11 protein-coding genes are annotated in these 13,559 nt (G+C 62.3%); 6 read left to right on the forward strand and 5 right to left on the reverse strand.

The window, feature by feature from the left end; genetic code table 11:
* Nucleotides 1–2: 2 nt before the first annotated feature.
* Together trpD and LCM4576_RS01015 are read right to left on the reverse strand one after the other, a co-directional pair.
* On the reverse strand, nt 3–1,013 hold the full coding sequence (gene trpD / locus LCM4576_RS01010) for an anthranilate phosphoribosyltransferase (RefSeq protein ID WP_071029825.1): 1,011 nt from the start codon (nt 1,011–1,013) through the stop codon (nt 3–5).
* Nucleotides 1,010–2,905 carry a SurA N-terminal domain-containing protein gene (locus LCM4576_RS01015; RefSeq protein WP_071029827.1) on the reverse strand — a complete coding sequence of 632 codons (1,896 nt, stop codon included), beginning with the start codon at nt 2,903–2,905 and terminating at the stop codon, nt 1,010–1,012. Before LCM4576_RS01015 ends, trpD begins: the two co-directional genes overlap by 4 nt.
* A gap of 143 nt (nt 2,906–3,048) precedes the next feature.
* On the opposite strand from LCM4576_RS01015, the gene tpiA reads away from it, so the two are divergent.
* The 5 genes from tpiA (at nt 3,049) to LCM4576_RS01040 (ending at nt 8,265) form a co-directional block, all read left to right on the forward strand.
* Complete coding sequence (gene tpiA, locus LCM4576_RS01020) at nt 3,049–3,816, forward strand: triose-phosphate isomerase (RefSeq protein ID WP_040987288.1); 768 nt, start codon at nt 3,049–3,051, stop codon at nt 3,814–3,816.
* Between the two features lie 265 nt (nt 3,817–4,081).
* A complete protein-coding gene (secG, locus tag LCM4576_RS01025) occupies nt 4,082–4,591 on the forward strand; it encodes a preprotein translocase subunit SecG (protein ID WP_071029829.1) in 510 nt (169 codons plus the stop codon).
* A gap of 213 nt (nt 4,592–4,804) precedes the next feature.
* Nucleotides 4,805–5,932 (forward strand): L,D-transpeptidase, encoded by a 1,128-nt coding sequence (locus tag LCM4576_RS01030; RefSeq protein ID WP_041000817.1) that lies wholly within the window; start codon nt 4,805–4,807, stop codon nt 5,930–5,932.
* A gap of 150 nt (nt 5,933–6,082) precedes the next feature.
* Nucleotides 6,083–7,720: a CTP synthase gene (locus LCM4576_RS01035; RefSeq protein WP_116397855.1), complete on the forward strand. Its 1,638-nt coding sequence runs from the start codon at nt 6,083–6,085 to the stop codon at nt 7,718–7,720.
* Complete coding sequence (locus tag LCM4576_RS01040) at nt 7,720–8,265, forward strand: DUF1697 domain-containing protein (RefSeq protein WP_071029833.1); 546 nt, start codon at nt 7,720–7,722, stop codon at nt 8,263–8,265. The genes LCM4576_RS01035 and LCM4576_RS01040 overlap by 1 nt, the downstream gene beginning before the upstream one ends.
* A gap of 65 nt (nt 8,266–8,330) precedes the next feature.
* On the opposite strand, the gene LCM4576_RS01045 is transcribed toward LCM4576_RS01040, so the two are convergent.
* Complete coding sequence (locus LCM4576_RS01045; protein ID WP_071029836.1) at nt 8,331–9,788, reverse strand: NCS1 family nucleobase:cation symporter-1; 1,458 nt, start codon at nt 9,786–9,788, stop codon at nt 8,331–8,333.
* A 302-nt stretch (nt 9,789–10,090) separates the two neighbouring features.
* Here LCM4576_RS01045 and LCM4576_RS01050 point away from each other — a divergent pair, with 302 nt between their 5' ends.
* Nucleotides 10,091–10,393, forward strand: coding sequence for a DUF982 domain-containing protein (locus LCM4576_RS01050; protein WP_071029838.1), 303 nt, complete (start codon nt 10,091–10,093; stop codon nt 10,391–10,393).
* A gap of 165 nt (nt 10,394–10,558) precedes the next feature.
* On the opposite strand, the gene LCM4576_RS01055 is transcribed toward LCM4576_RS01050, so the two are convergent.
* Both LCM4576_RS01055 and LCM4576_RS01060 read right to left on the reverse strand, forming a co-directional pair.
* Entirely contained in the window at nt 10,559–11,890 is a 1,332-nt protein-coding gene (locus LCM4576_RS01055; protein WP_083361270.1) for an HlyD family type I secretion periplasmic adaptor subunit, read from the reverse strand.
* Nucleotides 11,887–13,494 carry a type I secretion system permease/ATPase gene (locus LCM4576_RS01060; protein WP_157901188.1) on the reverse strand — a complete coding sequence of 536 codons (1,608 nt, stop codon included), beginning with the start codon at nt 13,492–13,494 and terminating at the stop codon, nt 11,887–11,889. Before LCM4576_RS01060 ends, LCM4576_RS01055 begins: the two co-directional genes overlap by 4 nt.
* Between the last annotated feature and the right edge of the window lie 65 nt (nt 13,495–13,559).

The raw sequence follows: 13,559 nt of genomic DNA on the forward strand, positions 1-13,559 counted from the left end.
CCTTATCCGTTCGAAATCTCGACAAGCTTGTCCAGCACGCCAAGCGCGCGGCCGCTGTCGATCGCTTGCRCCGCCGCCGCGATGCCGTCGGCCAAAGTCGTCACCTTGCCGGCCACGACCAACCCGGCGCCGGCATTCATCAGCACCGTATCGCGATAAGCGCCGGGCGCTCCGCCCAGCATATCGCGTAACTCCTTGGCGTTGTAGGCCGCATCGCCGCCGCGCAGCTCTTCCCTGGTGTGCCGCTTCAACCCGGCGGCTTCCGGCGTCAGGGTAAAGCTGCGGATCTCGCCGCCGGCAAGCTCCGCCACCTGGGTCTCGCCCGTGGTGGTGATCTCATCATAGCCGTCGCCATGGACGACCCAGGCGTGCTCGGCGCCCAGCGCCTTCAAAGTCTCGGCCACCGGCATGATCCATTCCGGCAGGAAAACGCCGACCATCTGGCGGCTGACGCCGGCGGGATTCGACAGCGGTCCGAGCAGGTTGAAGATGGTGCGGGTGCCGAGCTCGACGCGAGTCGGCCCGACATGCTTCATCGCCGGATGATGCGCCGGCGCGAACATGAAGCCGACACCGGCCTCGTGGATGCAGCGGCCGATCATTTCGGGCGAGATGTCGATCTTGACGCCCAGCGCCGTCAGCACGTCGGCGGAGCCGGTCAGCGAGGACAGRCCGCGATTGCCATGCTTGGCGACCGGCACGCCGGCGGCGGCGATGACGAAGGCCGAAGCGGTCGAGATGTTGACCGAGTGCGAATTGTCGCCGCCGGTGCCGACGATGTCGATGGCGCCGTGCGGCGCCTCGACGCGCAGCATCTTGGCGCGCATCGTCGCCACCGCGCCGGATATTTCGCTCACGGTCTCGCCGCGCACGCGCAGCGCCATCAGGAAGCCGCCGATCTGGCCGGGCGTCGCATCGCCCGACATGATGATGTCGAACGCCTCGCGTGCTTCCTCGAAGGAAAGCGCGGTGCCGGTGGCGACCTTGGCTATGTGTGTTTTCAGAGCGCTCATCGTGTCTGTGCTTGCGAAACGGCGTTCGGATCGATGCGAACGTCATATTGCGATTGCAGCTGCGCCACCAGCTGGTCGAGCAGGTCGTCTGACATGCCGGCRCCGAAGGATTTCTGCGCGTCGTCCGGCACCGTGCTGCCGTCGGCGCCTGCCGGCTCGAAGACCTCGGCGACCTTGAACAGGATCTGGCCGTCGCCGGTGGGCGAGGGGATCAAACCGGTACCGCCTTCGCCGACGCCGAACATCGCCGCCGCACCCTCCTTGCCGAAATCGGCATCGTCGGCTTCGCGCTTCAGGCCGCGCTTGGTCTGTTTGTCGAGCTTGAGCTCGCCGGCGATGACGTCGAGCGTGGTGCCGGCCTTGAGGCGCTTCTCCAGCTCCTTGGCCTTCGCGTCGAGCCGCTTGTCCGTCTCGGCCTCCGTCCAGTCGGCCACGACCTTCTTGCGGACTTCATCCAGCGTGCGGTCGCGCGCCGGCGTGACCGACTGCACCTCGTAGAAGACAAAGCCGTTGTCCGCGGTGGTCAGGCCCTCGTTCTCGGTGTTGGGCTCTGCCGCRAACACCGACTTGATCAGCGCGGCCGATTCCGGCAGGTCGTTGACGATCGTGCCGTCCGGCCGCTGGCCGGTACGGTCGATGGCGTCGATGGTGACGACCTTGAGCTTCAGCTTCTCGGCGGCCTGGGCAAGCGAGGCGCCCGAGGCGCGGGTGTCCTCATAGCTGTCATGGAYGTCGAGCAGGATGCGGCTTGCTTCGCCGAGCGCCAGGTCCTTGCGGATCTGGGCGGACACTTCCGAAAGCGGCTTCACCACTTGCGGCTTGATCTCGGTGACGCGCAAGAGYACGGGACCGAAAGCGCCCTGGACGACCTGGCTGACCTCATTGGCATTGAGCGAGAAGGCCGCATCGGCGACCGCCTTGTCGGCGATCTTGTCCTTCGACAGCGTGCCCAGCAGCGTGTCGGCCGGCGTCTTGCCCTCGGCGGTGATGAGCTTATCGAACGTGGCGCCCGCCTTCAGYGAATCCAAAGCCGCCTTGGCCGCATCCGGTGTCTTGAACACCAGCTGCTCGATGGTGCGCATCTCGGGCGTCRTGTAGCGCGCGATATTCTTGTTGTAGTCCTCGCTGACCTGRCTGTCGGTCACCGCGGACGGATCCGCGATGTCCTGCGGCTCCAGCCGGGCATAGGAGAATTTGCGGTATTCCGRCGCGGCATAGGTCTTCTTGTTGGCATCGAAATAGGCGTTGATGGCGCTGTCGGACGGCGCCTCGATCGGCTGCACCAGCGTCTTCGGCAGCACGAGATAGTCGATCGTGCGATCCTCGCCGCGATAGAGAGAGACCGCCTTCAGGAAGGTCTGCGGCACCTTCAGGCCGTCGGAGATCGCCTCGACGATCTGCTGACGCACAGCCACCTGCGCGCGGTTCTTGWGATAGTCCTCGGGCCGCATGCCGAGCTGGCGCAGGAGATATTCGAAGGTCCGGCGATCGAACTGGCCGCTGGGGCCCTTGAAAGCCGGATCCTCACGCGTCAGGTCGGCCAGCCTGTCCTTGGATAGGCCGAGCCCGAGCTTGCGCGCCTGCTCGTCGAGCACGGCGCCTGAAACAAGCTGGGCCAGCACCTGGTTGTCGACGCCGAGCAGCTTGGCCTGCTCCTGGGTGATGCGCTGGCCATATTGCTGCGACAGAAGGCTGAGCTGGCGGTCATAAGCGAGGCGGTACTCGTTGATCGAGACCTCGGTGCCGCCGGCGGTGATCACCGCGTGATGGCCGCCCAGAACGCCACCCACCATGCGGGTGGTGATGCCCCAAGCGGCGAAACTGATCACCAGCAAGGACAGCAACGCCTTCGCGACCCAGGTGCCCGCCGCGCTTCTCAATATACCAAGCATACATACTTCCGATTTTTGCGCATTTTCGCATGCGCCGAGTCTGAAACAAGCGCAATAGCGCCCTTCCGGTCCACTGTCGATTGCTTTGTGACCTGATTTTGGTAGTGAGGGCGCTGCTTAATGTCGCTCGGAGAACACGCCCCATGACCCCTGGAATCCGCCCGCTTGTCGCCGGCAACTGGAAAATGAACGGCACCAGCGCCTCGCTCAACGAGCTGCGGTCGATCGGCAACGGGTTCATGAGCGGACTCGACGCTGAGACCGAAGCCCTGGTGTGCGTGCCGGCGACCTTGCTGCAGCGCGCCGCCGAGATCCTGTCGCGCACGCCGGTGCGGGCCGGCGGAGAAGATTGCCATCCCAAGGAGAGCGGGGCCTTCACCGGCGAGATATCGGCGGAGATGCTCAAGGATGCCGGCGCAAGCCACGTGATCGTCGGCCATTCGGAGCGTCGCGAACTGTTCGGCGACAACGATGCGACGGTCCATGCCAAGGCATCGGCCGCCTGGCGGGCAGGGCTGGTGGCCATCATCTGCATCGGAGAGACGCGCGCCGAGCGCGAGGCGGGCGCCACGCTCGATGTCCTGTCGCGCCAGCTCGAAGGGTCGGTTCCGACCAGCGCGACCGCGGCGAACAGCATCATCGCCTATGAACCGGTCTGGGCGATCGGCACCGGCCTGACCCCGACCGCGGCCGACGTCGCCGAGGCGCACGCGCATATCCGTGGCAAGCTGACCGGGTTGCTCGGTGATGCCGCGGCCAGGATGCGTATTCTTTACGGCGGCTCGGTCAAGCCTTCCAATGCGGTGGAGCTGCTCGGCGTCGAGAATGTCGACGGCGCCCTGGTCGGCGGCGCCAGCCTGAAGGCTGCCGACTTCCTGGCTATCGCGGAAGCCTACATGAACATCTCCTAAAGCACGTCGCGATCTTTCAGATTCGCTCCATGCGCTTTGGTTTTTTGATCTTGCGCATGTCTTTGTCCCGAAACCGGTTCCCACTTTCGGGAGACATGCTTTGGAGGCCGTCTGCCAGGCTCGCGCGGCATAAATCGTTGTATTGGCCCCATTGCTTCCCATATTCCCGGCCACGGGCTTGGAAATGCCGCCAAAGCATTGTAAGGAGCCGCCTCCAAAACACCGGTCGTATGCGCGGCAGCGCAAGGCCTCGCCAGGATGAATTATGGAAACCGTACTGATCGTCATCCACCTTATGGTCGTGCTCGCGCTTGTCGGCGTGGTGCTGCTGCAGCGCTCCGAAGGCGGCGGCCTGGGCATCGGCGGCGGTTCCGGCTTCATGACGGCGCGCGGCGCCGCCAACGCGCTGACCCGCGCCACCGCAATCCTGGCGGCGGCCTTCTTCGTAACCTCGCTAGCGCTGTCGATCCTTGCCCGCTACGGCGAGAAGCCGATCGACATTCTCGATCGTCCGGCGACGTCCAGCCAGGGCAACGGCGTGCTCAACCAACTGCCGGGTTCCAATGGACCGGTAGGCACCTCCAAGCCCGCGGCTCCGGCCGGCACGGCTCCCGCGGCTCCGTCTGGCGGCRCGACAACCACCACGCCGCTCGCCAATGGCGCGACCGCGCCGGCCCCGGCAGCGACGCCCGCTCCGGCGCCCGCGAATCCGGCCACGCCGCCGGCAAACAATGGCGTCACTCTGCCTGTCACCCCGCAGGTTCCGAACCAATAGCCGCACAAGCACCGGGCCGCGATCTGTTGTTCTTTGAACACAGTCGCGGCAAATGCGCGCCCGATCACGAAGATTCAACCGGGCGTAGCGCCTGCCTCAGCTTGAGGCGATGACGGCTAATCGATTATAGGTTGCGCGCGGYACTATTCGGCGTCCTTGGGGGGCGCCGGGCGACGCCGTGGGCAACTTGCTTTGAACAATCGGATCTTCGCCATGCAGCTTCGCAGCTTCATCCTCCTGGGATTCTGTGCCGTCCTCGGCATGGGTTCCGCGGCCTTTGCCGGACCRGCAAATCTGGCCACTTCCCCGTCGGTTGAGAAGACCGACGCAATTCCTGTCGCCGCCAAGAGCGACGCATCGCAGCTGAGGCTTCTCAAGAAGAAGAAAAACCCGACCTCGGACGATCTTGCGCAGATCAGCAAGCTCGAGGCGAAGATCGCGGCCGACAAGGAAGCCGCCAAGCAGAAGGCGCTCGAGGCTCGCAAGATGGCGATGCGCGAAGCAGCCAAGGCCAAGGCGGACGCCGCGCGCCAGGAATGGCTGGCCAAGAAGAACGGTGGCGCGACCGCTCCGGCTGAAGTCGCCGACGCCAAGTCGGCCAAGAAGAAGACCATCAAGGTGATCGAGCCGCTGACACCGGTTGCGCCGATCCAGACCGCCGAGCCGATCCCGGCCGAGGCAATGAACATCACGGCCACGGGCAACAATGGCGAGTTGCGCAGCGAAACCCCCGGCCAGAAGCAGACGAGCAGCGGTGGGCTGTTTGCCGGCCTCTTCGGCGGCGCCCAGGCGGCGACCTCCATCAACTATCTGCCGGAAACCCGTGCGCTGGATTCGGCGCTGGCCAAGAAGGACGCCAAGCGGCCCTTCAAGGTGAAGCCGGAATTCGTGCCGCAGGACGTCACCTTCACCGGCTATGAGCCGGGCACCATCGTCATCGACACCAGCGCGCGCCGCCTCTACCTCGTCGAGTCGTTTTCCACCGCCCGCCGCTATGCCATCGCTGTCGGCCGCGAAGGCCTGCAGTTCAAGGGCACGGTGGCTGTCGGCGACAAGCAGGAATGGCCGCGCTGGATCCCGACGCTCGACATGCAGAAGCGCGAGCCGAAGCATTATGGCCAGTACAAGGACGGCATGCCCGGCGGCGGCGAGAATCCGCTCGGCGCGCGCGCCATCTACCTCTATGACGGCAAGAAGGACACGCATCTGCGCATCCACGGCACGATTGCTCCCCAGTCGATCGGAACCAGCGCCTCCAACGGCTGCTTCCGCATGATCAACGAGCACGTCATGGACCTCTACAGCCGCGTCAAGATCGGTACCAAGGTCGTTATTATCTAACGAATTCCATCAAACTGCCGAAAGGGCCGGCACCGCCGGCCCTTTTGTTTTGAATAGTGAAAACGCCGATCTCAGGCGCCGGCGCCATTTTGGGAAAAAGCCTTCGCGGCGGTTTTTTCTCTGGCGGAATCAATCAGGCCGCGTTAAGCGATGACTCCCATGGCGCGATATGTATTCATCACAGGCGGCGTGGTTTCCTCACTCGGAAAAGGCATCGCCGCAGCAGCTCTTGGGGCTCTCCTGCAGGCGCGAGGCTATCGCGCGCGGATCAAGAAGCTCGATCCTTATCTCAATGTCGACCCCGGAACGATGTCGCCTTACCAGCATGGCGAAGTGTTCGTCACCGACGACGGCGCCGAGACCGATCTCGATCTCGGCCACTACGAGCGCTTCACCGGCCGTTCCGCCAACCAGCAGGACAACATCACCACCGGCCGCATCTACAAGAACATCATCGAGCGCGAGCGGCGCGGCGACTATCTCGGCGCGACCGTGCAGGTGATCCCGCACGTCACCGACGAGATCAAGCATTTCGTTCTCGACGGCAATGACGATTACGACTTCGTGCTGTGCGAGATCGGCGGCACGGTCGGCGATATCGAGGCGATGCCGTTCCTGGAGGCGATCCGCCAGCTCGGCAACGATCTGCCGCGCAACAACGCGGTCTATGTGCATCTGACGCTGATGCCCTACATCCCGACGGCCGGCGAATTGAAGACCAAGCCGACCCAGCATTCGGTCAAGGAACTGCGCGGCATCGGCATCGCGCCCGACATCCTTCTGGTGCGCGCCGACCGGCCGATCCCGAAGGAAGAGCGCCGCAAGCTGTCGCTGTTCTGCAACGTGCGCGAAAGCGCCGTCATCCAGGCGCTCGACGTGCCGCATATCTACGACGTGCCGATGGCCTATCACCAGGAAGGGCTCGATTCGGAAGTGCTCGCCGCTTTCGGCATCGACCCGGCGCCGAAGCCGCGCATGGAACCCTGGCAGGCGCTTTCCAAGCGCATCCACAATCCGGAAGGCGAAGTGACGATCGCCGTCGTCGGCAAATACACTGGCCTCAAGGATGCCTACAAATCGCTGATCGAGGCGCTTTCGCACGGTGGCCTCGCCAACCGGGTCAAGGTCAAGCTCGACTGGATCGAAAGCGAGATCTTCGAGAAGGAAGATCCGGCGCCGTGGCTGGAGAAGGTGCACGGCATCCTCGTTCCCGGCGGTTTCGGCGAGCGCGGTTCGGAAGGCAAGATCCTGGCGGCGAAGTTCGCGCGCGAGCGCAAGGTGYCTTACTTCGGCATCTGCTTCGGCATGCAGATGGCCTGCATCGAGGCGGCCCGCTCGCTGGCCGGCGTCGACCATGCGTCGTCGACCGAATTCGGCCCGACCGATGAGCCGGTCGTCGGYCTCATGACCGAGTGGCTTAAGGGCAATATGCTCGAGAAGCGCAGAGCCACCGGCGATCTCGGCGGCACGATGCGGCTCGGCGCCTACCAGGCCGAACTCGCCAAGGGCTCGAAGATTGCGGACATCTATGGCGACACGCAGATTTCCGAGCGCCACCGGCATCGCTACGAGGTCAACATCGATTACAAGCAGCGGCTCGAGGATTGCGGCCTGGTGTTTGCCGGAATGTCGCCCGACGGCGTGCTGCCGGAGACGGTCGAGTATCCCGACCATCCCTGGTTCATCGGCGTGCAATATCACCCCGAGTTGAAGAGCCGGCCGCTCGACCCGCATCCGCTGTTCGCCAGCTTTATCTCGGCGGCGGTGGACCAGTCGCGCCTGGTTTGATGCAGACTTACGTCGCGCTGCTCTATAGCATCATCCTGGGCGAGGGGCGGCGCGTGGTTATGGCCGACCTCAAGGCCATGGCCGAGGAACAGGGGCTGAAAAACGTCCGCACACTGGTCGCGACCGGCAATCTGGTGTTCGAGGCGCGGGCGGGCGAAATCTCAAAGCTCGAGCAGCGGCTGGAACGGGCCTTCGAAAAGACCTTCGGCCGCCATGTCGACATCATCGTGCGCGGCGCCGATGACTGGCTGAAGCTCGCCGCCGCCAATCCGTTTCCCGGCGAATCCGCCGCTACGGCCGATCAGGTCGCGGTACGCGTGATGCRCGAGCCGGTGCCGGCGGATGCCGTTGAAGCGCTCCAGGCCCATGCCGCTGACGATGAGAGAGTGCTTTGGGTCGATGGCGATATCTGGCTTGTCTTCTCGCGCGAGCGGCCGGGCTCGCGACTGCTGGCCGCCGCCAATCACAAGCGCTTCGGCGTCGGCACGTCGCGCAACTGGAACACGGTGCGGCGTCTGGCGGAGATGGTAGGCAGTAGGCAGTAGGCAGTAGGCAGTAGGCAGTAGGCAAGCCTTCTATTGCCTACTGCCTAGTTCCTACTGCCTCACTTTCAGGCCTTCGCCATCTTCGCCCCGGCGCCGAGCGCCATTGTGCGCAGGACGTAGTAGACGGCGCCCGCGATGGCCACGCCGAAGAACCAGCCATAAACGCCCCACCAGGACGGCAGCCAGTTGGTGAAGTTGGGCAGGAGCGAGGAGAAGATTGCGCCGATGCCGGCGGCGATGAAGGCGTTGACATGCCAGCCGCTCTGGAAACGGAACTCGCCGTCCTCCCGGTAGAGCGCTTGGACGTCGACCTCGCTTTTGCGGATCAGATAATAGTCGACCATCATCACGCCGAAGATCGGTCCCATCGTCGCGCCGATGATGTTGACGAAGGAAGCGGCGCTGCCTTCCCATGGCGCGAACGGATAGAGCACAAGTGCGATAAGGGCTGCGATGTAGCCGCCCTTCTTGAAGTCGATCTGGCGCGGGAAGACGTTGGAGAAGTCGAAGGCCGGCGAGACGAAATTCGCCACGACGTTGATGCCGAGCGTCGCCACCGCGAAGGTCAGCGCGGCAAGCGCGGCGAGGAACCAGCTGTCGAACTTGGCCGAGATCTGGTCGGGATGGAGCAGCACCTCATGGTAGACGTCGTAAGCGGCGATCGTGGTGACGCCGGCGACCAGCGAGAACAGGATGAGGTTGACGGGCAGGCCCCAGATGTTGCCCTTGCGCAGTGCCGCATTGTCCGGCGCGTAGCGGGCGAAATCGCAGAAGTTGAGATAGAGCGCCGAGAAGTAGGTGACCCAGATCGCCGCCACCGCGAACAGGGCGGTCCAGGACCCGGGCTCGCCCGGCACGCCGGCGTCCTTGGTCTTGTCCAGCAGCACATCCATCGGGATGTCGCTGGTGAAGGCGAAAGTGCCGGACTTCACGCAAAGATAGATGGCCAGGATCAGCATCATGATCCAGACGGCCGGGCCGGCCCAATCCTGGAAGCGGCGCACGGTTTCCATGCCCTTCTGGATGATCAGCAGCTGCAGCGCCCAGATGACGACGAAGCAGATCACCTCCAGGGTGGAATGGCCAAGCATATGCGAGCTCTTGTTGAACTCGTCGAACCATTGCAGGCGCGTCAGCAGCGCGACGATCGCGCCTGATGCGGCGGCCGTCTGGGCGCCGTACCAGAAGCAGGCGACGACGGCACGCACCAGAGCCGGGACGTTGGCGCCCCAGATGCCGAAGGAAGCGCGGGCAAGCACCGGGTAGGGCACGCCGGTCTTCACGCCGGCATAGCCGACCAGGTTCATCAGGCCGTAGATGATCAGCGAGCCGATGCCGATAGCGATGATGAAGTTGACGAAGCCGCCGCAGAACAGAAACAGGCTGGCCGCCAGGTAGTAGCCCCAGAGGCTGTGGACGTCCGAGGTCCAGACGTTGAAGATCGAAAACGGTCCCCAGTTCCTGACCGTTGCGGGAGCCAGATCCTCGTTGTAGAGGTCGGGCGAGGCGCCTTGAATGGTCATTGYGAGTATTCCCCTTTTTGCAAAACGCGCCCTCACGCGTTTGATCGGAGAGGTTAAGCCTGACGCCGGGGAACCGGCAAGCAATCCATTTGCCGGCTTTCGCCTTAAAGATATTCAACGAGAATCGCCGTTATCCGATGGCTCAGGCCTGCTGCGAGCCCGAGTCGTCAGATGTTTTCCCGCATGCCGCAGCCTGACGGTTCCAGATTTTTTCCATCGGCAATCAAATTTGTTTGGAACCGACCGGCGAGACGTGCGTTTAGTGGGGTTCGACCGCTCTGCGGCCGACCGGGAGGATAATCATGGATCGCTTGCATTTCTTTACCCCAGTGCGAATTGCGCGTGGGCAGGGATACCCTGTGGAGGAAGTCRATAGCGTCTCCGAGGCGATGGTGTTCCTGCGGAAATGGCCTACGGGACGGCGCGGCCCGGTTTACCAATGCGCGCTGAATTGCTGCGCGGCGGCTATGTCGGGCAAGATGTCGGCCGAGGAAGCGCGGAAAGCCTTTGTCGGCTTTGCCCGCATCACCCGACTCCTTGACGACGACATGGCGCTGCCGCTGGGTGGCGCGCCGATGGACAATGTCTACGCCTTGAGGCGGTAGCATAGCAATCGGGCGGCTTCCCGATTGCTACCGCCAGAAGCGCACGATCGGCGCGGTCCACAGTCGCGCCTGCACTCCTTTGCCTTCGCTGGAGAGGCTTCGCGTTGCTTGCTCGCTTGCTTATGGACACTACGTGGTGCTCGATGCTCCGTCCCTTCCACACCGTCATTCACGAAGGGCACGACCCATCGCAGCATAGACGGGAGCGCTGAGGTACTCCCAGGCTGATCTTGTGCCAGTGTTGATCATTACCTGTGTGCTCATCCCGGCTTGCAACGCCACAGGCATCGCCTTCAAGGACTCTGRTGTCAGGACAATTCGAGCCGAATAGTAAGCTTGCCCCGTCCGAGAATCTATCAGCCGGTCGGCTGAGAGGGTTTGGATATCGCCGCTCATCGGCTGCTGATAGCGCTTGCTCACGGCGCTAAGCCAAATTGTAGCGTGCAAGCCCGCAGTCACTTGGTCGACATCCAACGGATCGACGTTTGCCAGCACAACAAAACTATCATTCAAAGGAACGATATCCATCAGTGGATCGCCAGCGGCTATCACCCCACCAATGGTATGCACCTTCAGTCCTACCACGGTTCCACCAATGGGTGCTCGGATTTCGGTCCGGGTCAGCACGTCATTGGCAGCCGCCATCTTTTGAGCCGATTCGTATATCTTGGCGCGAGTCAGCCCGAGCTGTTCGACGATATCGGTTGCTGTAGACGCTTTAAGTTCAGCGATCTTAAATTTTGTCTCCTCCATCTTTTGTTTGGCGACGCCGATTGATGCAACATAACCGCTGAGGGCTCCGCTTACATCCGCCTGCTCTGTCTCCAAATCTGTGAGGCGCGTCCTTACAATCAGCTTCTTCTCGTACAGCGCCCGGACATCGCTAAGCTGGTCCTCGATGACTTTGAGCTTCTGGGTCGCAGCGGCTACTTGACCTTCGTAACCCTCCATTTCCTTCTGCAGGCTGACAATTATCTGCTGCAGCACCGAGAGACTTTCGCGCAAAAGGGCCTGCCGAGAGCGAAAAATACTCTCTTGTCCGGTGATTGCATCCGCTGCCTGTTTGCCGGYCTGCTTTAGGTCCGGCGGGATTTCGATGGTGTCTTTTCCATCTCTTTCCGCGACCAGCCGCGCCTCGGTAGCCTTRGCCTCATACCATTGGGCGCTGATTTCGTTCGCTGCGGCCGTCGAAGCGGTGCCCTGCAATCTTATCAAAGCTTGACCTGCCGATACCCGGTCGCCCTCTTTGACCAAGATTTCGGAAATGATCCCTCCCTCAAGGTGCTGAATGGTTTTCACGTTCGACGCCACATCCACCACACCAGGTGCCAAGACTGCGCCTTGGATTGGCGCCGCAACCAGCCACGTCCCTGCGACGGCGGAGAAGGCTGCGATTATTGCAAAACCCGAGGTAACCRAGCGTTTGCCGAACGGCCCAGGATCCTCTGTTGGCGGAATATCCGAGTCTTTGTTACGGAGGTCCAGCGATCCTTTCACTTGACGCTCCGTAACTCAGGTTTGCTGGGGCGCACCGGCCTTTCGCTGTGATCGGTGAACTCCGGCTTCTGGCCGCCTAAGATTAGCGATTTGTCGATCATTCCGATAAATCGCTTGGAACGCCCGGACATGGTGACAACTATCGAGCATCCGGAGTCCTTCATAAACTTCACGGCCGCTTCAAGGTTTCTCCTAGAAGAGCTGTCCAAATTCGCGAAAGGCTCATCAAGCACGATCAATCTCGGCGAACGAAAGAAAGCTCTCGCAAGGGCTAGTCGCTTCCTTTCGCTACCGGATAGCCYGACGGAGTCGTCAAGAAGGGTGTCATACCCTTGGCTTAACCGGAGAATGGATTCGTGAATGCCCGCTATCTTCGCTGCGGAAACCACGTCATCCATGCTGGTCTGCTGAAACCGGGCAATGTTCTGCGCAACGGTTCCTTCGAACAGTTCGATGTGCTGGGGCAGATAGCCGATGACCTCAGCCCTAACGTAATCTGGAAGTCGCGTGACGTTCATGTCGCCCAACCGGATTTGTCCGGTTCGCGGCCTGAGCAGCCCGATCAAAAGACGCGAAAGCGTCGTCTTGCCGGTTGCGGCTCGCCCCATCACCAACAGCAACTCTCCTGGTGCCAGGGAGAGTGACAGCTTCCGGAACAAGTCTCCACGCGCGCCGCCGTRCTTGAACGAGACTTCGTCGAGAGTCAAAGCGCCATCAGGTGTCCCAGGGAGCAGGTTCGGTATTTCACTCGCCGGCTTGGCAAGCTCCGCCTTGATCTTCGAGTACCCCTCGCGCGCCTCTCGCAGGCTTCTGAATTCCCGAACCGCCTTGTCGACCATCTTATAGGCAAAGTTGGCAACAAGGCGGCCTGYGAACAACCCCCCGAGCGTGGCATGGTTGTTCAGAAACAACCAGATGCCGGACGCCAGGAGCACGATGTAAAAGGCGCGGCCCAAAACGCGGATGGCGGAGTCGATGCTCACCCCCCTAGCGTTCAGCCGATCCCGCTGGAGAAAGCCGTCTATCTTGTTTTTACCCCAGCGACCGGCGATTGCGTCAGCCATCGCAAAGGCGCCAACCACGTCCTTGTGCCTATCTGCTGACGCCAGGACTTCCTTGGCCTGCCTGGCAGCATCACGTTCCGCCTGACGGGGTTCTCGCGTCAGCTTGTCCTTGAGCACGCTCAGGYCTATCAGCAAGGCAATGCCARCCGAAGCGATCATGCAGAGAACCGGATGGATGAAGTATACACACAATAGGAAAATCGGGGCCCAGACCACATCCATCCAGGGCGCAAGTCCGCGCTCGACGAAGCTGGACACCTTCTCGATGTTCGCCAGAACCGGCGGGTTAGCGACACCGGCAGTCAATCCGGCTCTCACGGATTGAGTGGTCAACTGATGCTCTATCCAAACACTCCATCGCGAGAGCATCCGTCGACGGACAGTTTCAAGCGCAGCGCCCGTGACAAGCGCGAACAAAGCCGCGGCAGTTAGGACAACAAGGGTTTCGATGCTGCGGCTCGAAATGACACGATCGAAGATCTGTATGAGATACAGGGGGCCTGAGAAACGGAGCAGATTGATAAAGATACCGAAAATCACGACAGCAGCGAGGCCCGCCCTTGACCGTCGCCACATCTCGCTCAGAGGAGGACTGAATCTCTTAC

Origin of the sequence: Mesorhizobium sp. LCM 4576, from assembly GCF_001854815.1 — a bacterium.
Taxonomy (GTDB): Bacteria; Pseudomonadota; Alphaproteobacteria; order Rhizobiales; family Rhizobiaceae; genus Mesorhizobium; species Mesorhizobium plurifarium.